A 19977-nucleotide genomic window follows, 5' to 3' on the forward strand; every position below is an offset into this window, starting at 1 on the left:
CCGCAAAGATATGAAAGAGGTGACCCCACCGCATGGATGAGCAGTTTCAGCAGGAGAGACGTACCCCCTGTGTGCAGCAGTATACTGTGACTTCAGATGAGCAATGGAGGCTGTCTGCACAATCACGGATACTCCTTATAGATAATGCCCGTTTGACAGGGCATGAGCTGCTGACGGACACCGTAAATATTGTTCTCAGGGAAATGGCTTCCAGCGGACTTCTGCCCGGTCAGCTCCTGCCTGTACTGCACGGAGAGCCAGAGGCAGCTTTGCCGGGAGATGTGGTTATTGCACTAAGTGACCATGCAGAATCCGGAGAGAGCATTCACAGGGAAGGCTATCGTATGGATATCGGAAGCACTGTAACAATAACGGCTGCAAGTGAAAGAGCCGTAATGTACGCCCTGCGGACGGTAATGCAGCAATGTCTGGACAACGGCTTTATGCAATACGGCACAATTTCAGATTATCCAGTGATGCCCGAACGGGCGCTGCATATCGACATCGGACGGAAATACTATTCTGCGGACTGGATCAAGGAGCGGATCGGGGAGATGTCCCGGCTCAGGCTGAACACGCTGCAGCTGCATTTTTCCGAGAACGAAGGCTTCCGGCTGATGAGCGAGAGCCATCCAGAAGTGACGTCAGATCAATATTTAACGAAGGAGCATGTGCGGGATATTATCGCTACAGCAAGAAGGTATCATATTGATGTTATTCCTTCGCTGGACTCGCCGGGTCATTTTGGTTATGCGCTCAGAGGCTATCCAGAATGGCTGCTTAAGGATTCTTCGGGAGCCGCCGCTCCGGGCGCGCTGGATATTACGAACACAGCCGCCCGAAGGTTCGCTCTGGAGCTGATCGACGAATACGCAGAATTATTTGCCGGCAGCACGCATTTTCACATTGGCGGTGATGAATTCATTGATTTCGGGCAATTCGGCAAATATCCGCAGCTCGCTGAGTATGCCGGGAGCGTGCTGGGCATCAGCGGCGGTACCGGTGTGGACACATACATTGATTACCTAAACGGTATCGCTGAACATCTGGAAGCCAAGGGCTGGACTGTCCGCGCCTGGAATGACGGGCTATACCGTGGGGATCTGATCCAGAAGGTACAGCCAAAACCCTCCATCCAAATTACGTACTGGACAAAATGGCATGAGCAGATGGCCCCGGTTGAGACGTTTATTGCCAACGGGCATCAGGTGCTGAATTATAATGATGCGTATTTTTACTATGTATTAGGCGAACATGCGGGCTATACTTATCCTACAGGAAAGAAAATTAGCAGCTTCTGGCATCCCGGGCTCTTCCCGGGCAGAGGACAGGATATTGTGCAAGAATACAATAGACCTTATCCGCCTTGTCTGATCGGCTGCTCGTTCTCCATCTGGAGTGACCGGCCGGAAGCGCAGACTGCTGAAGAGGTGGCTTATGGTATCAGTGAACCGCTACAAGCGATGGCGCTGAAGGCGTGGATGGGATAGCTGTATATGTAAAAGAACGACAAAAGGAGGAACGGCTGGCCTTGACTAGACTCCTCTCATCACTATTATCCGCTGTACTTCTGTCACTTGTTTTCACAATGGTCAGTCAATACAACAATACTGACGATAATGTTCTGTACTATTCATTTACGAATGAATTTTTAAATGGATTTTTGATACTGTTCTGCATTTATTTATTCTTAGTAACCCCAGCCTCATTGTATATAGATAAAACAATCAGAAATCGCAGTATTATATTAGATTTATTTCTGTATTTTGTTATCGGCAGCCTGATGGGTTCATTAATCCTTTTGATCAATTCTGCAAATGATATACAGGCTTCATTACAGCTAATATTACTTTTCGGATTGGGTGCTTCTGTATTTTCTTTATTTTTATATTTGTTTACTTTCATTAAGAAGAAAAGAAAATAATGATAATATAGCTAATTTCATAGGAGTAGTATCTATACAAACACAGCCCAATCTGAAGTTCATCAGATTGGGCTGTGTGTTGAGGCTGAGCCCGGCCAAGGCCGGTGGTTAAGCCTGATATGTATTAGGATCGGTTACCCGACGCGATCTTTGCGACGCAGTTACCATAAGCAGAATACCTGTAATCAAATGAAGAACCCATCCTACAAAAGGTATCCAGGCGAGAAGCGAGCTGATAATCCCAAGCACAGAACCATAATACGCTTCTTTGTTCTTGGATGACAGGATCAGCGTCACCAGATGAAGGATAAAGGTTAATCCCAATACCGTATACCCGCTTCCAATAACAATTGCAGCACCGAGAATCGGAATAGCCAAAATAATCTCGAATGCTCCTGTGATCCATTTTAAAGTTCTTGAACTAGTCACCAATATGCCCCCCAATAGTTAATCTCCTCGAGATTATATAATATAATCCCATAGTTGGAAATGCATTTTTTTGTAAAAATCAGCTCTTGAGTGCAATGTTAACGAAATCAGGCTCTTTTTCAACTGCGCAAATCCTGTATACGATTTTTATGAAGTATTAAAAAAAGAAACCGACCTCATTCCATTTTTTAGTAGGATTTAAGGCCGGTTTGTTTTTTTTTAGTGAAGGGACACTACTAATGAAGTAATAAGATAACTCAATATTTCCTGGCGAGATATTGGTTTAAACAAATTTTTTACTAAACCTAACTGTTAATTATGCTCTTGATATTTTTAATTGTTGCAAAGTGCATTGCTTCATGGTAAATCAGAAAACCCAGTAATTGTTCTACATTTGTAAAGATAAGTCCGGTAGAAGACTTGTAATGAGGATTGATTTCTTCTTTCAATTTGCTTAAAAGTACTGACTCAGCCCTTTCAATTTGTTCAGTTAACAAGTCGATTAGTTGAGACAACGTAGGAGGCTCTATATTCCAGTCAGACGGTTTGGTTCCTGGATCAAACAACTTATTAAAATTAGCAGGGTATTGGGTTTCTTCCCCAGTAAGTTGGAAAGCGAACTTCTCATGGATAACATACATGTGGCCCAGATTCCATTTTATATTGTTTTTCAAACCTGCTGGAATGATTTCCGAGGCAGAGTCATTTATATTCCTCACATATTCAACTGCCTGACGGCGAACAAACCCCAATTGATCTGCGGCAAAATTGCTCATGATATTGACCTCCCATAAAGTCGTGAGACTCGTTGTGACAGATTTGCCAACGTACGCTCAAAAAAGGATTCATCATTAAGTGCTCTACTCAGAATTAATCCCCCTTGAATACCAGCAATTGTTTCCTCTGAAATTTGGTCAGCAGCTTCTTGGGAGAGGCCTGTCCGAACCAGTGCCGCGCTTAAGGCTTCAATCCATCTTACAAAATACTGCCGAATTACAGCAGCAAATCGATCCCTGGTTTCGTCTAAAGCAAATGCACCAATAAGACAGATACGCTGACCAGACTGAAAATAAGTATCGACCTCTTGCCACATATGATCGATGGCTGCCCGAGGCTCATGATTTTCGAGCGGTACATAAATGTTACTGATAAACCATTGATCAATTTGAGCTAGAATTTCAGCGGCCATCTGATCTTTTCCTCCGGGGAAGAAATGATATAAGCTTCCTTTAGATAGACGTGTTCGGGCTGTTATTTTACTCATGGATGCACCTTCATAACCCAGCTCACGAAATACCTCAGTAACGAGAGGGATGACATCCGATTTTTCAAAAACAGTGCGAGTCATAGGTTTAACTCACTTAGGCTTGGGTGTTCAGCGGGGCGCGTGCCGAGAGGCCAATGAAATTTGCGTTCCTCTTCCTTAATCGGCATGTCATTAATCGAAGCAAATCTACGCTTCATCAAGCCGTCGTCAGCGAATTCCCAATTCTCGTTTCCATACGATCTGAACCAATTGCCACTATCATCATGCCATTCATATGCAAATCTAACGGCAATACGGTTATCCGTAAATGACCAAAGCTCCTTAATAAGCCGGTAGTCCAGTTCTTTGGCCCATTTTCTAGTTAGTAAAGAGACTATTTCTTGGCGGCCTGTTATAAACTCGCTCCGATTTCTCCAATAACAATCCTCAGTATACACAAGTGAGACGCGCTGAGGGTCTCGGCTATTCCAGCTGTCTTCTGCCATACGAGTTTTTTGAATTGCTGTCTCACGAGTGAATGGGGGAGTTAAATTAGTCATTACATTTCCTCACTTTCTGTACCTTTTGTTTTAGTATAAACCGAACGGTTTAGAGATGCAAGTTAATCTTTATAATCATAATCTACCAAGAAGCCACAATCTTATGCGTAGTGAACCTGCTACATCCGAACGGGGACGTCCAAGTACCAAGTCATCGAGTATGCAGTGCGCATCGCTGGATGATTTTCTCCGTACCGCACAAAACCATACCCAAAGGAATATTTTGTTATCTATCTCAACTCGGACGGATGTTGACAATATTCTCTCCGGATTATATTATACCCATAGGGGTATTGGTATAAAGATAAAAGCTATATCCATATCACACTCGTTAGCCCAATAAAAGGAGGAGCCTACATTGCCGGAAATTAAAGCCAACCTGACCCTTGATTGCAAAGGGCTCGCATGTCCAATGCCTATTGTCAAGACAAAAAAGGCGGTCGATCAGCTGGAAGCTGGTCAAGTCATTGAAGTTCAAGCTACAGACAAAGGCTCACTTGCCGACATTCAAGGGTGGGCCAAAAATACAGGCCATCACTATCTCGGTACTGTAGAAGAAGGGGATGTGCTAAGACATTACATTCGTAAATCCAGACCCGCTGAAGTCAAGGAAGAGAAACGGCATCCTCATATCATTTCCAATGAAGAGTTGGCGAATAAAATAGCAGCAAACGAAAAAGTAACCGTCATTGATGTACGGGAGCCTGCTGAATTTGTATTTAACCGAATCCCAGGAGCCATTTCGATTCCACTGGGAGAGTTTGAGGATCGTATAGAGGAGTTGAATCCGGAAGAAGTTCTTTATGTGGTCTGCCGGACAGGAAACCGCAGTGATATGGCATGCCGTATGCTCAGTGAAAAAGGATTCAAACAGGTGAAAAATGTAGAACCAGGAATGTCGCGTTGGACAGGTCCTATGGTAGCTGCAAAGAAATAAATCACGAATAAGATCCACAAATTAAAATACACGGAGGTTATTAACATGAGTACAAAAGTAGCAATTATTGCAAGTAATGGCGGGCTGTTTGACGCTTATAAAGTCTTTAACATCGCAACGGCTTCTGCGGCAACCGATGCGGAAGTAGCGATCTTCTTCACTTTTGAAGGGTTGAATCTTATTCACAAGCAGGCGCATTATCAGCTGCCGCTGCCGGCGGGAGCCGAACACTTCGCAGAAGGCTTCAAGAATGCCAACATTCCATCCATTCCTCAGCTTGTAGAGATGGCGCAGGAGTTGGGTGTGAAAATCATTGCCTGTCAGATGACGATGGATGTAATGAACTTGAAGAAAGAGGAGTTTATAGAAGGAATTGAAGTAGGCGGGGCCGTAACTTTCCTGGATTTTGCAAAAGATGCCAACGTAAGTCTGACATTCTAAACCAGAGGGGGATTTAAGTATGAATGCAGCAACAATTTTGAATATCATGAATGCCAAAGAGTTGACTCGAATCGTTCTGGCTAAAGAAGAGCTGTTTATTTTGGATGTGCGTAACGATAGTGATTTTAATGATTGGAAAATTGAAGGCGAAAACGTGGATATCATCAATATCCCCTACTTTGATCTTCTGGATGGGGTAGACGAAGCTTTGGATCAAATACCGGATGGCAAAAAACTTCTCGTTGTCTGTGCAAAAGAAGGTTCATCCAAGTTTGTTGCCGAGCAGATTGTCGAGGCTGGCCGCACGAATGTACATTATCTAGAAGGAGGAATGAAAGCTTGGAGTGAATACCTGGAACCGGTCAAAATTGGTGATTTAAAAAATGGCGGCTCTTTGTACCAGTTTGTCCGGATCGGTAAAGGCTGCCTGTCCTACATGGTCGTGTCTCAAGGAGAAGCAGCCGTTATCGATACCCTTCGGATGACGGATGTATTTGAACAGTTTGCGAAAGAGAAGGGTGCGGTGATCAGACATACGCTCGATACGCATCTGCATGCTGACCACATTTCCGGCGGACGCAAACTCGCGGAACAGACAGGCGGCACGTATTGGCTGCCGCCTAAAGACGCAACAGAAGTCACCTTCACTTATGAGAAGCTTGAAGAAGACCGTGATATTTCCGTAGGATCTGCGACCATCCGGATTCAGCCGGTATATTCACCCGGTCATACGATCGGGAGTACCTCTTTTATTGTCGATGATCAATATTTGTTAACAGGCGATATCTTATTCATCGAGTCGATCGGACGCCCCGATCTGGCTGGTAAGGCGGAAGATTGGGTCGGCGATCTGCGCAATACGCTCTATAGCCGTTATAAGGAACTTTCGCAAGACCTCATTGTTCTGCCTGCACACTTCGGGAAGGTTACCGAGTTGGGGGCAGGCGGTCGGGTGATGGGCAAACTGTCGGACCTCTATCAGGATAATCCCGGCTTGAACATTCAGCAGGAGGAAGATTTCCGCCGCACAGTCACCAAGAATTTACCTCCACAGCCGAATGCTTATCAGGAAATCCGCCAGACCAATATGGGGAAAATACACCCAAGCGACGAAGAACAGCGCGATATGGAAATCGGACCCAATCGCTGCGCAGTTCATGACAAATAAGAGGGGGATAACAATATGAAAACAGATATTGTAGTAGATACTAAAGGAATGGCATGCCCAATGCCTATAGTTAAGGCAAAGAAGGCTTTGGATGGATTGGAGTCGGGACAAGTCATGGAAGTCCAATCGACGGATAAAGGCTCAATCAATGATTTCCAAGCGTGGGTCAAGCAGACGAAGCATGAACTTTTGAAGCATGAGGAAGACAACGGCATCTATAAATTTTTTGTGAAAAAGGTTTAAAGATGGGTACGCGAAAACGCCAGGCGTATTCGCCTATTACAAGCCTTTATAAGTAAATCTCACCCCAAGTGTACAATAGACTTCTTCTTTATAATGACCTTGGGGGCAAGATTTAGTCGTACAATCGAGGTAGCTTTCTGCCTGTAGTCTGTCCTGACATATGGGGCATATATCGGCAAAGCATTTCTTTATTACCTTCAGCATGGATGTATACCTCATTTTCTTTTTCCTTTATTTCTTATGTGTTAACTGTGTATTTTATTATAATCCGTCACTTTCTATTCGTATATAACAAATTCTAACTAGAAGGAGGAAGATTATGGATCCCTTGCTGTTGATCATCATGGTTGTGCTTGGATTGGTCGGTTCTTTCTTTTCAGGCTTGCTTGGGATCGGAGGCGCCATTATTAACTACCCGCTGCTTCTTTATGTGCCGCCTCTTCTCGGTGCAGGACAATTTAATGCGCATGAGGTTTCATCCATCAGTATGTTTCAGGTGTTCTTTGCGTCACTTGCAGGAGTAATGGCTTTCAGGAAAAAAAGTAAAACAGGACCTTCTCCCTTAAATAAACGGCTCGTTTTATATATGGGCTTTAGCATACTCGCAGGCAGTTTGATCGGAGGTTTTGTATCCGGACTACTGGAAGGTGAGGTTATCAACCTGATCTATGGAATCCTGGCTGTTGTCGCCGTGATTTTAATGCTAATACCGAGTAAAGGAACGGAAGAAAGCGGAGCGGAGCTTCAATTTAACACCATAATTGCAGTTGTATCTGCGTTTATGGTCGGAATGGTTTCAGGTATTGTCGGTGCCGGAGGTGCTTTTATTCTGATTCCGATCATGCTTACACTGCTCCATATTCCAGCTCGTACAACCATTGCTTCTTCACTTGCGATTGTCTTTATTTCAGCCATTGGCGGAGTGGTTGGTAAAATAACTGGAGGCGCTATTCCAATGTGGCCGACACTGTTTACTGTCATTGGCAGCTTGATCGGTGCACCGCTGGGTTCTAAGGTAAGTTCCATGGTTAACGTAAAGATGCTGAGATATGCGTTAGTCCTCCTAATTGCTTTAACCTCAGTTAAGATTTGGTCTTCAATTCTATAAGGGATGCCGTTTGACTGTTGGAATAATATCCTCTAATCGTCCTATGGATCATATCAGTTAAGGGAAAGTCAACCTGTTCATATAAGTGTACATTCAATGCTTTTGCTCTATAATATACCTATACAGGTATTGTTTATAAGAGGAGATGAATCAATATGGATTATAATTATCCGGATGAAATCAAGACCCGGCTTCGCAGAATTGAAGGACAAATTCGCGGCGTGCTGCGGTTAATGGATGAGGGCAAGTCCTGTAAGGAGGTTGTATCCCAACTGTCTGCGGTTCGCAACGCCTCCGACAGAGCGCTTGCTCAAATTGTCGCGGAAAACCTGCAGCAATGTATCCTGGAAGAACAAGCCAGCGGCAATCCAGATCCAGGAAAAATGGTTAAAGAAGCGGTGGAATTGCTTGTGAAAAGCAGATGAATCCAGGAAAAAGAAGATAAACAAACACGAGCCAATATGAACGTGGGTCTCCTTGCATGGATTGACAAATTGGTTCGCGAATAAATCAAATCGTCGATATTAAGCAGCAACTGTGGCGATAAACAGTTGCTGCGATAATATATAAGCGTCGAGTTACAATACCTATAGGGGTATTAGTATTTATGCTGAAATTCAGTTCTGACTTTATAAGGAGAGAAAACAAATGGCATTTAAAATACCAAGCTCGATTACAGCACAAGAGGTTGCTGAACAAATAGAAGCAGGTAAGTCGCTGAACTTATTAGATGTCCGCGAATTAGCAGAGTGGTTTGAGGGACATGTTGAAGGAGCTAAGCATATTCAGCTGAGCCAATTAGTTGAACGGCACAAGGAGTTAGACCTTGACCAGGAAATCATTATTATGTGTCGTAGCGGAAATCGGAGCGGTTTGGCTTGCGAACTGCTGCATGAAAAGGGATATAAGGTGGTTAACATGACTGGCGGGTTAAATGAATGGCCTAGTAATCTTGTCAGGGATTGATGAATGAGATTAATTAATTGATATGGAAAGATCCAGATGACCATTGTCTATACAACCGGTGTAATGGTGGGTATCCATGTTAGGATGCGAACGAGTACTGCGAGGGGCATATACCGGACTCCATCCACATTTCAGTGGGACGGCTGCCCGTTGTATGGAAAAATTGTGGATTATAAATGAAATGAAGGACGGTTGAGAAAAAATGCATACCTTATTTTATTTAATACTAGCGTCCTTTGTACTTTGGATTCTATACAAACACTTCGTACCAGTGAAAGGTCTGCACGCTTTGAATCCGGAACAGTTTCAAAGCGAAGTCAAGGGAAACAAGGTGATCGACGTTCGGGAAATTCATGAATATAAGAGAGGCCATATTAAAGGAGCAGTAAATATTCCCCTTAGCCTGCTCCATGAGCATATAGGCGAAATCCCTAAAGATTGTAAGGTTTTAGTGTATTGTCAGAGTGGGATACGAAGCAAACAAGCCGCAAAGCTGTTAGTTAGAAAAGGGTATTCCAATGTAGTGGAACTTCGTGGCGGGATGATGTCCTGGAAGGGTCCAACACAAAAATAAACCGGGAGTTCCTTAACAATCCCAATTTTACGCTTTAATAATAATCTTTCTTAAGAACTTCTTAACAAGTTGCAAATTCAATCTTCATAACTCTCCTTTATTATGTACTTATAAGGAGGAGATACAAATGAAAAAACTTTGGATTGGTTTATCGGCTCTTATACTGGTGATGGGGATTGGGTCTGCTGGAGCTTACGCGGCAACGGCGAATAATGGAGACAATAACAGCGGCTTTTTCGAAAAGATACTGCCATTTGCGAAACAAATGCACCCCAGCCTTTCAGATGATCAAATACAAAACATGGTCGACAGCTGTAGTGATTCAAACCAAAGCGGAATGTCAGGAATGATGCAAGGTTCTCCATTGGGTAAAGGTATGATGAACTTCTAAACGGATCATGATAAGATATGACCTCATACGAAATGAGGTCTGTCTCATTTTTATCTTAAGAATTCAGGTGATCAATTAAGTGAAAATTCTAGTGGTAGACGACGAAGAACATATCTTGCAGGTAATCAAGGCTTACCTGGTGAAAAATAATTACATTGTGTTTGAAGCTGATACGGGAAAGGGGGCGCTTCATCTTTTCGAAACGCTGCATCCCGACCTGATCGTCCTGGATTTAATGCTTCCGGATATGACCGGAGAAGAAGTCTGCAGACAAATACGCAAAACGTCAACCATCCCCATACTGATGCTGACTGCAAAAAGCAGTGAGGACGATATGGTAAATGGTCTGATGATTGGAGCTGACGACTATATAACCAAACCTTTCAGTCCAAGAGAGCTGCTCGCCCGTGTAATAAGTTTATTAAGAAGAACAAGTCAGCCCGGACAAGGTAATTCCTCAAAGCTGTTATTTGCCCATGGCCGTTTAACGATAGATTTGGAACAGTACGAAGTAAAAGTTCAAGAAGAGCCGGTCGCTCTAACCCCTATGGAGTTTAAATTGCTGGAAGTTTTGGCGAAGCATCCAAAGAGAGTCTTTTCACGTCTTGAGCTTGTAAATCTCACTCAGGGGGATTCGTATGAGGGATTTGAGCGAACCATTGATGTCCATATTAAGAACATTAGACAGAAAATCGGAGATGATCCTAAACACTCCGTATTTGTCGGAACGGTTTTTGGTGTAGGCTATAAATTCCTGGTGAGTCCCGATGAGAAATAGAGGCGGACTGAACAAAAAGCTTCTCGTATCGCATGCCGGAGTCGCACTTGCCGCGCTGCTGTCTATCGTCCTTCTTGTGAATCTGGTAATGAATTATTCGTTCAATATATACCAGAGTAAGGTGCAGAAAGCGGAAGCCCGGCAAATTGTTGACGAGCTTATGGCCGCTTACGATGAATCTCGGTCCGGTTGGGGCTCCGGCGTTTGGATGCTCATTTCTCATCAGGCAGCTGTCAGTGATTCCATCGTACGTATTTATGATAAGGATCATCGTTTACTTTGGGATACGAGTCAGATGGGGATGCACTTACAGAATAATGCTAAGACAACGTTTCCCATTATTGTGACAAAGATCGAAAGAGATGATCAGCTGCTCGGTACACTGGAATATCAACCGATAAATGAAAGCTCAAATAGCCTGAGCCAGCAGTTTCTCCGCCTGTTTAATACTCTGCTCGGTGCAGCACTGATCATTGTAATAATCGGGACGTATCTGTTCAGTCGATTTACGGCAAAAAGTATCAGTAAGCCTCTAATGCAAATTAAGGCTGCCGCGTCTAGGATGAGGGAGGGAGACCTCAGCGCCCGAGTAGAGATTACAGATCATAGCACGGAAATCGTAGAGGTAGGGTTGGCACTGAATCATTTAGCCGAAGGACTGGAGAAACAGGACAATTTAAGGAAAATGCTTACCGCCGATGTGGCACATGAGCTGCGTACGCCGCTTACAACGATCCAAAGTCATTTGGAAGCCTTCCAGGATGGTATCTGGGAACCCACACCGGACAAGCTGGAAGTGTGCCATGATCAGGTGCTGCGTCTGGTTCAATTGATACATGATCTGGAAAACTTGGCGGCTGTCGAGAATCCAATGGTTCAGTTGAAGAAGGAAATGGTTTCTCTAAACGATATTGTCGGGCAGTCGTTAAATACGGTATCCAGTCAATATGCTCAAAATGCTCTTACAGTACATTGGGATAATCGTTATGAAGTATGGATTACCGGAGACCGATCGCGGCTGGTTCAAGTCTTCGACAACCTGTTGAGTAACGCCTTTAAATATACTACCGCGGGAAGTGTTCATATTGAATTAACAAAGGACCGGTCGGAAGGACTTATCACGATTACAGATACGGGAATGGGAATCGCAGAAGCCGAACTTCCTTATATCTTTGAACGATTTTACCGTGGGGACAAATCAAGAAACCGGAAGACAGGTGGAGCGGGTATAGGCCTTGCAGTGGTAAAAGCGATCATTGATGCCCATGCGGGTTCCATCCAAGTGCAAAGTGAGGTCAATAAAGGCACAACCGTTACTGTACGTTTGCCAATAGTTTAATGAAAGGATGAATTCGCTTGATGATGGGCTATGGTTTCGGCTTCGGTATATTTGGATTAATCATTAATTTCCTGCTGATCGTAGGCGTCATTTATTTGGTAATAAAATGGGTTCAGGGAGATGGAAACAGGAGTACCCGGCATAATGACAATAATCCGGAGCGGATTTTAGATGAACGGCTTGCAAGAGGTGAAATTACAGAAGAAGAATATTTCCGGATAAAAAATATCCTTCGAGATCGTATGTAAAAATCATTCCGAAGACTTTTATAACTATAATCCATGAAATTAGGGCTATTAAGACAATCCACAACCCGTTATTAAACGGGTTTATTGTCGATGGACAAGAACATGGTACCATTGCCGATTTGATAATTTCCTAATAATAATGTCTCAAAAGAAAAGCGAATCCTTGAAGATCTCAAGCCCCTTGATAAGTGGAAGGGGTGGCAAGTGTCCAAATAGGCCTCAGCACTCTAGGGCAGATTTTCTAACTACCTACTCAATATTTGTGTTTCTAGGGCCTGCAGGAGCTTTTCCAGAAACGGTCGCTGCGGTGAAGCGGATCCTTAACCGACAGTGGGCCACCCTACGGCTAAAATGAGTGTAGGTAATTTCCGTTGCTGCGCAGACAGGCTAACCATGTTATAGCGCCCGATTTAGTGCTGGCAAGCGGTTCTGGAAGAGCTCCTGCAATGCTTCTCCACAGATCAATCAACCAGCGCTGCGGGAGATCCGCACTCTTGGAGTTCGGCCCGCATACAAGCTTTCTGTCAGTTCACACATAGCCGGTTCCAGAAGAAATTCTAGGAACACCGCCGCTTTGGACAGAAAGTCTATTATGCCTTTTAAGAATTTTACATAAATGTTAATTGACGGAGCAAACTGAGTGTGATAGCATTGGTTTAACTAAAAACGAAATGGCTATGATGAGAAATAGTAGGTACTAGGGATCTCACAGAGAGAAGATGGTTGGTGCGAATCTTCATTGATCTAATACTGAAGCAGTCTCGGAGCTGTGAACCGAACAGAGGAATCTTAGTAGGCTTCAACGGAGTTCCACCGTTATTCAGGAAACAATATCGGAGATATCCCGTATTGATAGAGCGCAGAGAAATCTGAAATTAGGTGGTAACACGGACATAATCGTTCGCCCTAAGTTGACAAGAAAATTTGTCAGCTTAGGGCTTTTTTGTTTTATTTCTTCTCGTATGCGTATTTGTAATTTTCAAAAATAAATAATAATTGAAAATTTCTTAATTTAGGAGGAGTCTATATGATATTGGAAAAAGTTATAAATAGAATTGTAATACAAAGTGAATATAAGGATTTTGTTGATAAGTACATAGATAATATACTTATTGAATTTAAAGGTAAGATTCACAGCATTTATATGTGTGGCTCAATTCCAAAAGGAACTGCTAAACCTTTTAAGTCTGATGCAGACTTTACTATTGTATGTGTAAATCCCAAAGATATTGATTACGAAAGCTTGTCAAATATTAAAAACAGGCTTTTGGAAGAATATCCAGTATTAACTAAGATTGATACGACAATTTGCTCGATTGACGATGTATTAAGTAAACCAAATGAGTGGGGTTTTTGGGTAAAGATCATTTGTGTTTGCATATATGGTCATGACATTGGTGAAAAAGTACCACCGATAATTATTTCTCCAGAGTTCATTTTAGACTTAAATACAGAGACCAAGGAGGAAGTAGATCATATACATAGTTTACTTTCTCATGCTAGTGATAACACAATGAAAACTAGATATATTAAAGGTTACTCTAAGCGATTAATTCGTGCATTATACTCTTTGGTTTTAGAAAATACAGGTGTATGGCAAGATGACATTATTAAGATGAAGAATGCCATATTAAACTATTGTGAGGTTGACTCCGCTTTAGTTGATTATTTGTATGCTTGTTACTTGGATAGTAGAAATGTACTTGTTGAAGAGTATCTGGGAATTGCAGATGAAGTATATAGCTATTTTGAGAACGTGTTAAATGCAATGGCTGCTTCCAGAACTTCTTTCGGCTAGCACCATTGACGCTCAAAAGAATTGTAAGAAGACAGGCAGCTGGTAACAGAAAAAGATCAGCTGCCTTTGTCAGCTAACCGCATAAAGATAGAGGCGAAGCATTAAGGTTAGTGGGATACAGGAACTTATAAAAAACAAAGTGAAAAATAGAGCTATGATGAGTATGGGTGTTTAGGCGTTGCTAGCATCGTTCCTATTGTTCTTCTTCACAAAACTTGGATTTTGTAGTCTGTGTATCTGATAGTTCTTATCCCAAGCCAGGGATAAGACGAGTTTTCTGAATGAACCTATAACCAATTCGATGTATAAATAAAGTAATAGACTAAAAAATATAGTTGTAGACTGGCTTGACAGCGGCGGCCGGCTGTGAGCAGCTGCAGCTCACGTTCCTGGTCCTTCCGTATAAAGCCCTGCTTCGCGACCAGCGAGCCGGCGAGAGTGTCCGGCTCGAGTAGTCTAATACTTTATTTTCTGATTTTGTTACTTTATACATCATATTCGCAGGGCAGTCTAAAACTTATTTTTTTCTGACATCAGTATTACGCACTTGTATTGCTGATGATATTCTACAAACAGATGTTTAGTACTTCTTCACTTCCTAGATGGAATGTTTACGTGTATAGAGGGGAGACCTGGTTTACTATCGTAACGTTGTCTTTGGCAGTTTCTGCATTGTTCTTCTTTAAAAAAGTCACGAGCTAAATTTTAATGCTAACTTCTCCGCTTGATAGATATTCCACATCGCCATTTTCATATTGGACCTTCAGACGACAATCGTTATCTATATCTAAGGCTGTTGCCTTACGTTGACTATTATCTTTTGTCACCATTAAGGGTCTACCAAGTAAAAGGATACGTTTTCTGTATTCGGAAAGGAACAGTCTGTCCTTTAAATGTTCGTAGTATCTCATAAAATGGTTTAGTACTTCTGCCACCAGCTGGTTACGGAGGTCACCGTGATGACTTCCAGCCGGAAATACGGAGGTTGCAATCCCGGTAAGATCGTTAGGAAAGCCGCTTGCCGGCTGTACTACATTGATACCAATGCCAAGAACGGCATATTCAAGCCATCCATTTTCTAGTGACATGGAAGCTTCTGTTAGAATTCCGCATACTTTTTTTCCCTCCATGATTACATCATTGACCCACTTAATGTGCGCATCTTTACCGGATACACTTTCGATAGCGAGTGCAACTGCGACTGCAGCGGAGGACGTCAGAAGAATGGATTCCGCTGCTGAAAGATTTGGACGCAGCAGGATGCTCATATAGATTCCCGTTCCCGGGGGAGAAAAGAAGGTTCGGCCTCTTCTCCCGCGGCCGGCTGTCTGCTGTTCCGAAAGTATGACTTTGCCCTCAGCTTCTCCATTTGAGGCCAGGATTTTCACAGCTTCATTGGTTGAGGTTATTGACTTAAAGACTTCAATACGCAGCTTTTGAGCCTGTGCATCCAGATACTTTGAAATAGCGCCGGTAGATAAGATATCCGTATAAGGTGACAAGGAATATCCTTTATTAGTTACAGCTTGTATGGAATAACCTTCTGTCTGCAGCGATTTTATGGCTTTCCAGACAGCGCTTCGTGTGACGGATAATTGCCCGGCTAATTCTTCGCCGGAAATATATTCACCTTTATTGCCATCGAGTAAGGCTAAAATATCTTCTTTAACAGTCATGGACATAACCCTCCAAAAGTATAACTTACCGTTCAAACCTCTTCGAATATATTAACATGCTTATATCATAATACGAAAACAAAAGTGTCTTATCTTATTTTATTGTGAACCTAATTATTATTTATGGTTTACAATGTAATTTGTCTCCATTATAATTCAGCTTACTGGCCGAATTCTTGTACCAGAGAACTGCAGTTATCTTATTCCAGGGAGGTTATTCACTTGAAAACAAAAGATCTTGTTTACGTTGCACTGTTCGCAGCTTTCATCGCGGTACTCGGCTTGATTCCGCCTTTACCCCTCGGCTTTATCCCCGTTCCTATCACTGTACAGACTCTAGGCGTTATGCTCACCGGATGTTTTTTGGGTAAACGAATGGGGGCTCTTAGTGTAGTCGTTTTCATCATTCTTATAGCAATTGGCTTACCAGTTCTGACAGGCGGGCGTGGCGGACTGGCGGTGCTCGTTGGGCCGTCTGCAGGATACATATTCAGTTGGCCGGTCGCGGCCGGCCTCATCGGCTGGTATTCTGAAAAAATCTGGCCGAAAATTCAAACTTGGAAGCTGTTAATTGTCAATCTAATCTTTGGCGTAATAATGGTGAATCTGATTGGCGCATCTATCATGGCCTTGATAACAGATACTTCCGTTTGGGTCGGACTTACTGGTGCATTGGCCTTTCTTCCCGGAGACATCATCAAAGCCGTAATTTCAGCAGTTATAACAATGCAGCTTAAAGCATTCAGTCCTATTGAAGAAAAAGCGTATGTGTGAGGATTCCATGAACCTGGTACAGCATATTCTAGAACGTGCACAAAGTGTCCCTCATCGTATCGCTATATCGGACGGCCGCGAAGAACGTACATACGCTCAACTTATGAAGCTGGTTAAACAGGTTTCAAATGGATTGCAGCATGGTGGGCATACGAAGCGCAACATCGCCATCTTGTCCGGAAACCGAATAGAATTCGCCGAATTTGTTCTCGGCGCCATTTACGCGGGATGCTTTCCTGTACTGCTTGATCCTAACTGGAATCTGGATGAAATGGATAAAGTGATCCGTCAATGCGAGCCTGGGCTAATCGTTAGTGAAGGATGCTTTGAGGCTGACCTCTCAGAACGTTATCAAGAAATTCCGCAACTATACTTCGCCGACGATCACAAGGCCGGTAGCTACTGTTCTTGGTTGGCAGCCTGCGAGCCAGATTCCATCGCAGATGAGAACCCCGAGCTTCTATTCATCGGGTATACGTCTGGCACAACCGGCTTCCCTAAGGGGTACATGCGGACTCATCTGTCGTGGTTAAGAAGCTGCGAGGTGGCGGAGAAGGCGTTCAAGCTGAACTGTATGGAGCACGTAATTGCGCCTGGTCCGTTAGTGCATTCCCTGTCATTGTTCGCCATGATGCAATCCCTGTATAGTGCGGCGACTTTTCATCTACTTCAAGAATTTAATGCTGAGAGCATACTGAACCTTTGCTCCCGCAACCTTGATATGACTCTGTTCGTCGTGCCAGCGATGATAGAACCTTTGCTTCATCTGGCGGCTTCAAGCACTACTCAGATATCCATACAGGCGGTGATTAGCTCTGGCGGTAAGTGGCCCGAGTCCTCAAAACAAAGGTGCCGCGAGTTATTTAAGAACACAAAGCTCTATGAATCTTACGGATCATCGGAAGCCAGTTACATCAGCTATCTTGAGATAACCGGCGAGGAGCAGCCGAATTCCCTGGGCAAGTCGTTCGATGGCGTGCACATTTCCATCCGCGACGAGCAGTTCCGCGAGGTCTCTCCGGGTACGATTGGGGAGCTGTACATCCAAAGCGAAATGGTGTTCGAAGGGTATCACAAACTTCCTGAAGATACAGTAAGCGTCTTTCGTGATGGCTGGTTACGTACCGGGGATTACATGCTCCTCGATCAAGACATGCACTTACACTTGGCTGGCCGCGCAAGCAACATGATCAAAACTGGGGGACTCAAGGTATTCCCTGAAGAAGTGGAGACAGTGCTGCTGCGCGTTCAGGCTATCAGGGAGGTTATGATATTCGGCAAATCGGATGATCGGTGGGGGGAGCAAGTAACGGCGCTGATTCAATGGAATGGAGATCAACGTCTCAGTCTGGATGAAATTAAGGATTACTGCCGTCCCTATCTTGCGAGATATAAGGTGCCTAAACAGCTCGTTACTGTGGAAGGATTCATTTACACAAATTCTGGAAAAATAGCGCGCCAATTAATGAAAAACTGCATGAGAGAAGGGATGACATGAAAGAGGCCGTTCTGGTTATAGCCAAGCGTACACCTATTGGAAAAGTCGGCGGGCAGTTAAGTATGCTCGAACCGGAGAAGCTGCTTGCACCGTTGATTCGTCTCCTGGTGAATGAAACAGAGTTGCCTCCAGAATGGATCGATGATGTCATCGTAGGCAATGTAGTAGGACCGGGCGGGAATATTGCCCGTAAATCTGTGCTTGAAGCAAAACTACCCGTTACGGTTCCAGGAGTCACAATTGACCGGCAATGCGGTTCAGGACTTGAAGCCATCATCATGGCAGCCCGTTTAATTCAATGCGGAGCCGGTGAGATATTTCTGGCAGGTGGAGTTGAAAGCGTAAGCCGGGCGCCTTGGAAAATGTTCAGACCCGATACGCTGATTGGCACGCCGAAGATATATACACGAGCACCGTTTACACCCATAGCATTCGGAGATCCGGACATGGGGCTTGCTGCAGAATTTGTAGCGAGCAAATACGGTATATCTCGGGAGGACCAAGATCGTTACGCGCTTGAGAGCCATCAAAAGGCAGTCCGTGCCAAGCGCATTGGCAGATTCGTCCCGGAACTTGCACCGCTTCAAGTAAACGGATTTCAGATCACAGATGATGAATGTCCGAGAGCAGATACTAGCATGGAGAAGCTAAGCAGCTTGCCGCCCATTTTTTCGGATGGCGGTACCGTTACAGCCGGTAATGCTTGTCCTGTTAACGATGGTGCCGCTCTGGTGCTCATGATGTCGCGTGAAAAATGCGAACTGCTTAATCTAACTCCCGTCCTACGCTTTGTTGACTCACAAGTTGCCGGGGTTGACCCTCGTTATCCGGGTATCGGTCCAGTCCCGGCGGTTCAAAAACTGCTTAACCGTCAACGGCTGAATATAGACGATCTGGATGTCGTTGAATTTAATGAGGCTTTTGCCTCCCAGGTGCTGGCATCACTGCGTGAGCTTCATCTTCCAGTGGATAAGGTTAATCCTGGCGGTGGGGCATTGGCTCTAGGCCATCCCTATGGCGTATCCGGTGCGATCCTTATGACGCGCCTATATTCGGAAATGATGCAGACCCCCTACCAAAGAGGGCTGGCAACGCTTGGTATCGGGGGCGGAATGGGACTGGCCGTTCTGGTAGAGGGGGTCTTATGAATAGGATGATGTTCCAAGTTAAGCTGACGACGGACAGTATTGTGAACTATGCAAACAGTATAAATTCACCTTTACAGAGAATAGAGGGAGCAGCCATTGCTCCTTCAACCATGCCGGTAACATTCTGGAAGGTGGAAGATGCCCACTGGCTTAATAAAAAGGAGGTATTATTACACGGAGCGCAGCAGTTTTATTATCATGCTCCTCTAATAGCTGGTATGATCCTGGATTGCAAGCTTTCCTTAGTTAATGTGGAGCAAAAAAACGGCAGGAAGGGTAGGTTGAATTTATATACCCATTCTTTAGTCTGCTATTACCAGAGCAACCCGCTAGCTTTAGCAGAAACTGTCTTGATCGGTATAGGTGACATGAAATGATAATTGAGATCGCTGAGGCGGATATCCGGTATTATGCCTCTGTTACCAAGGATGAGGCAGCCATTCATCTGAATTCCGCAGTTGCAAAAAAAGCGGGTTTTGAAGCCCCCATAGCACACGGCATGTACATAATGGGGCTGGCGCAGTCTATGTATATGAAAGAACATCATTCTCTTTGGATCCAATCCATGAATATGAGGTTTGAACAACCGTGCGTTCAAGGCTCGATCTTATACTTTCAGTATGATGATTGGAGTTATGATGATATCCAGGTAACCGTCATTTCGAATGCCGGAGACATCATTGCAAAAGGTTCATTTAGCGTTATAGAGGGGATGAACGTTACTTGAAGAC

General features: G+C 43.9%; 24 protein-coding genes and 1 other annotated feature. Of the genes, 19 read left to right on the forward strand and 5 right to left on the reverse strand.

The window, feature by feature from the left end:
* Positions 1-32 precede the first annotated feature (32 nt).
* Positions 33-1490, forward strand: coding sequence for a beta-N-acetylhexosaminidase (locus AC4G46_RS16930; protein WP_491123763.1), 1458 nt, complete (start codon positions 33-35; stop codon positions 1488-1490).
* 542 nt (positions 1491-2032) lie between these two features.
* Here AC4G46_RS16930 and AC4G46_RS16935 read toward each other — a convergent pair.
* The 4 genes from AC4G46_RS16935 to AC4G46_RS16950 form a co-directional block, all read right to left on the reverse strand.
* Positions 2033-2353 carry a hypothetical protein gene (locus AC4G46_RS16935; protein ID WP_491123764.1) on the reverse strand — a complete coding sequence of 107 codons (321 nt, stop codon included), beginning with the start codon at positions 2351-2353 and terminating at the stop codon, positions 2033-2035.
* 305 nt (positions 2354-2658) lie between these two features.
* Positions 2659-3129, reverse strand: coding sequence for a DinB family protein (locus tag AC4G46_RS16940; protein ID WP_491123765.1), 471 nt, complete (start codon positions 3127-3129; stop codon positions 2659-2661).
* Complete coding sequence (locus AC4G46_RS16945; protein WP_491123766.1) at positions 3126-3701, reverse strand: TetR/AcrR family transcriptional regulator; 576 nt, start codon at positions 3699-3701, stop codon at positions 3126-3128. The genes AC4G46_RS16940 and AC4G46_RS16945 overlap by 4 nt, the downstream gene beginning before the upstream one ends.
* On the reverse strand, positions 3698-4159 hold the full coding sequence (locus AC4G46_RS16950) for a nuclear transport factor 2 family protein (protein WP_491123767.1): 462 nt from the start codon (positions 4157-4159) through the stop codon (positions 3698-3700). Before AC4G46_RS16950 ends, AC4G46_RS16945 begins: the two co-directional genes overlap by 4 nt.
* Positions 4160-4517: 358 nt before the next feature.
* Between AC4G46_RS16950 and AC4G46_RS16955 the strand changes: the two genes are divergently transcribed.
* The 13 genes from AC4G46_RS16955 (at position 4518) to AC4G46_RS17015 (ending at position 14150) form a co-directional block, all read left to right on the forward strand.
* Positions 4518-5096 carry a sulfurtransferase TusA family protein gene (locus AC4G46_RS16955; protein ID WP_491123768.1) on the forward strand — a complete coding sequence of 193 codons (579 nt, stop codon included), beginning with the start codon at positions 4518-4520 and terminating at the stop codon, positions 5094-5096.
* A gap of 45 nt (positions 5097-5141) precedes the next feature.
* Positions 5142-5537: a DsrE/DsrF/DrsH-like family protein gene (locus AC4G46_RS16960; protein WP_491123769.1), complete on the forward strand. Its 396-nt coding sequence runs from the start codon at positions 5142-5144 to the stop codon at positions 5535-5537.
* 19 nt (positions 5538-5556) lie between these two features.
* Positions 5557-6705 carry an MBL fold metallo-hydrolase gene (locus tag AC4G46_RS16965; RefSeq protein WP_491123770.1) on the forward strand — a complete coding sequence of 383 codons (1149 nt, stop codon included), beginning with the start codon at positions 5557-5559 and terminating at the stop codon, positions 6703-6705.
* Positions 6706-6720: 15 nt separating this feature from the next.
* Positions 6721-6948: a sulfurtransferase TusA family protein gene (locus tag AC4G46_RS16970; RefSeq protein WP_342561092.1), complete on the forward strand. Its 228-nt coding sequence runs from the start codon at positions 6721-6723 to the stop codon at positions 6946-6948.
* A 319-nt stretch (positions 6949-7267) separates the two neighbouring features.
* Complete coding sequence (locus tag AC4G46_RS16975) at positions 7268-8056, forward strand: sulfite exporter TauE/SafE family protein (RefSeq protein ID WP_491123771.1); 789 nt, start codon at positions 7268-7270, stop codon at positions 8054-8056.
* A 155-nt stretch (positions 8057-8211) separates the two neighbouring features.
* Complete coding sequence (locus tag AC4G46_RS16980) at positions 8212-8481, forward strand: metal-sensitive transcriptional regulator (protein ID WP_491123772.1); 270 nt, start codon at positions 8212-8214, stop codon at positions 8479-8481.
* Positions 8482-8704: 223 nt separating this feature from the next.
* On the forward strand, positions 8705-9022 hold the full coding sequence (locus tag AC4G46_RS16985; RefSeq protein ID WP_491123773.1) for a rhodanese-like domain-containing protein: 318 nt from the start codon (positions 8705-8707) through the stop codon (positions 9020-9022).
* 202 nt (positions 9023-9224) lie between these two features.
* A complete protein-coding gene (locus tag AC4G46_RS16990) occupies positions 9225-9596 on the forward strand; it encodes a rhodanese-like domain-containing protein (RefSeq protein ID WP_491123774.1) in 372 nt (123 codons plus the stop codon).
* 127 nt (positions 9597-9723) lie between these two features.
* Positions 9724-9987, forward strand: coding sequence for an FAD/FMN-containing dehydrogenase (locus AC4G46_RS16995; RefSeq protein WP_491123775.1), 264 nt, complete (start codon positions 9724-9726; stop codon positions 9985-9987).
* Positions 9988-10066: 79 nt separating this feature from the next.
* Positions 10067-10765 (forward strand): response regulator transcription factor, encoded by a 699-nt coding sequence (locus AC4G46_RS17000; RefSeq protein ID WP_491123776.1) that lies wholly within the window; start codon positions 10067-10069, stop codon positions 10763-10765.
* 76 nt (positions 10766-10841) lie between these two features.
* Entirely contained in the window at positions 10842-12104 is a 1263-nt protein-coding gene (locus tag AC4G46_RS17005; RefSeq protein ID WP_491123777.1) for a sensor histidine kinase, read from the forward strand.
* Positions 12105-12124: 20 nt separating this feature from the next.
* Positions 12125-12352, forward strand: coding sequence for an SHOCT domain-containing protein (locus AC4G46_RS17010; protein WP_491128906.1), 228 nt, complete (start codon positions 12125-12127; stop codon positions 12350-12352).
* Between the two features lie 668 nt (positions 12353-13020).
* Positions 13021-13264: a binding site (T-box leader), on the forward strand.
* A 115-nt stretch (positions 13265-13379) separates the two neighbouring features.
* Entirely contained in the window at positions 13380-14150 is a 771-nt protein-coding gene (locus tag AC4G46_RS17015) for a nucleotidyltransferase (protein ID WP_491123778.1), read from the forward strand.
* Positions 14151-14848: 698 nt separating this feature from the next.
* Here AC4G46_RS17015 and AC4G46_RS17020 read toward each other — a convergent pair.
* Positions 14849-15826 (reverse strand): biotin--[acetyl-CoA-carboxylase] ligase, encoded by a 978-nt coding sequence (locus tag AC4G46_RS17020; RefSeq protein WP_491123779.1) that lies wholly within the window; start codon positions 15824-15826, stop codon positions 14849-14851.
* Positions 15827-16048: 222 nt separating this feature from the next.
* Here AC4G46_RS17020 and AC4G46_RS17025 point away from each other — a divergent pair, with 222 nt between their 5' ends.
* The 5 genes from AC4G46_RS17025 to AC4G46_RS17045 are packed head-to-tail and all read left to right on the forward strand — an operon-like array spanning position 16049 to position 19973.
* The gene (locus AC4G46_RS17025; RefSeq protein WP_491123780.1) at positions 16049-16600 is read left to right on the forward strand and encodes a biotin transporter BioY; all 552 of its coding nucleotides are present in this window, start codon (positions 16049-16051) and stop codon (positions 16598-16600) included.
* 7 nt (positions 16601-16607) lie between these two features.
* On the forward strand, positions 16608-18098 hold the full coding sequence (locus AC4G46_RS17030; RefSeq protein WP_491123781.1) for a class I adenylate-forming enzyme family protein: 1491 nt from the start codon (positions 16608-16610) through the stop codon (positions 18096-18098).
* Positions 18095-19246 (forward strand): thiolase family protein, encoded by a 1152-nt coding sequence (locus AC4G46_RS17035; protein WP_491123782.1) that lies wholly within the window; start codon positions 18095-18097, stop codon positions 19244-19246. Before AC4G46_RS17030 ends, AC4G46_RS17035 begins: the two co-directional genes overlap by 4 nt.
* Entirely contained in the window at positions 19243-19623 is a 381-nt protein-coding gene (locus AC4G46_RS17040; protein ID WP_491123783.1) for an FAS1-like dehydratase domain-containing protein, read from the forward strand. Before AC4G46_RS17035 ends, AC4G46_RS17040 begins: the two co-directional genes overlap by 4 nt.
* A complete protein-coding gene (locus AC4G46_RS17045) occupies positions 19620-19973 on the forward strand; it encodes a MaoC family dehydratase (RefSeq protein ID WP_491123784.1) in 354 nt (117 codons plus the stop codon). The genes AC4G46_RS17040 and AC4G46_RS17045 overlap by 4 nt, the downstream gene beginning before the upstream one ends.
* Positions 19974-19977 lie beyond the last annotated feature (4 nt).

The sequence above is a fragment of the Paenibacillus sp. fava2 genome, assembly GCF_058313675.1.

Bases quoted from the DNA above. Each gene is read 5' to 3' on its own strand.
- AC4G46_RS16990 (WP_491123774.1), top strand. From the start codon at position 9,225: ATGCATACCTTATTTTATTTAATACTAGCGTCCTTTGTACTTTGGATT.
- AC4G46_RS17030 (WP_491123781.1), top strand. From the start codon at position 16,608: ATGAACCTGGTACAGCATATTCTAGAACGTGCACAAAGTGTCCCTCAT.
- AC4G46_RS17015 (WP_491123778.1), top strand. From the start codon at position 13,380: ATGATATTGGAAAAAGTTATAAATAGAATTGTAATACAAAGTGAATAT.
- AC4G46_RS16995 (WP_491123775.1), top strand. From the start codon at position 9,724: ATGAAAAAACTTTGGATTGGTTTATCGGCTCTTATACTGGTGATGGGG.
- AC4G46_RS16975 (WP_491123771.1), top strand. From the start codon at position 7,268: ATGGATCCCTTGCTGTTGATCATCATGGTTGTGCTTGGATTGGTCGGT.
- AC4G46_RS16985 (WP_491123773.1), top strand. From the start codon at position 8,705: ATGGCATTTAAAATACCAAGCTCGATTACAGCACAAGAGGTTGCTGAA.
- AC4G46_RS17040 (WP_491123783.1), top strand. From the start codon at position 19,243: ATGAATAGGATGATGTTCCAAGTTAAGCTGACGACGGACAGTATTGTG.
- AC4G46_RS16980 (WP_491123772.1), top strand. From the start codon at position 8,212: ATGGATTATAATTATCCGGATGAAATCAAGACCCGGCTTCGCAGAATT.
- AC4G46_RS17010 (WP_491128906.1), top strand. From the start codon at position 12,125: ATGATGGGCTATGGTTTCGGCTTCGGTATATTTGGATTAATCATTAAT.
- AC4G46_RS16940 (WP_491123765.1), bottom strand. From the start codon at position 3,129: ATGAGCAATTTTGCCGCAGATCAATTGGGGTTTGTTCGCCGTCAGGCA.
- AC4G46_RS16965 (WP_491123770.1), top strand. From the start codon at position 5,557: ATGAATGCAGCAACAATTTTGAATATCATGAATGCCAAAGAGTTGACT.
- AC4G46_RS16930 (WP_491123763.1), top strand. From the start codon at position 33: ATGGATGAGCAGTTTCAGCAGGAGAGACGTACCCCCTGTGTGCAGCAG.
- AC4G46_RS16960 (WP_491123769.1), top strand. From the start codon at position 5,142: ATGAGTACAAAAGTAGCAATTATTGCAAGTAATGGCGGGCTGTTTGAC.
- AC4G46_RS16970 (WP_342561092.1), top strand. From the start codon at position 6,721: ATGAAAACAGATATTGTAGTAGATACTAAAGGAATGGCATGCCCAATG.
- AC4G46_RS17035 (WP_491123782.1), top strand. From the start codon at position 18,095: ATGAAAGAGGCCGTTCTGGTTATAGCCAAGCGTACACCTATTGGAAAA.
- AC4G46_RS17020 (WP_491123779.1), bottom strand. From the start codon at position 15,826: ATGACTGTTAAAGAAGATATTTTAGCCTTACTCGATGGCAATAAAGGT.
- AC4G46_RS16950 (WP_491123767.1), bottom strand. From the start codon at position 4,159: ATGACTAATTTAACTCCCCCATTCACTCGTGAGACAGCAATTCAAAAA.
- AC4G46_RS17045 (WP_491123784.1), top strand. From the start codon at position 19,620: ATGATAATTGAGATCGCTGAGGCGGATATCCGGTATTATGCCTCTGTT.
- AC4G46_RS16945 (WP_491123766.1), bottom strand. From the start codon at position 3,701: ATGACTCGCACTGTTTTTGAAAAATCGGATGTCATCCCTCTCGTTACT.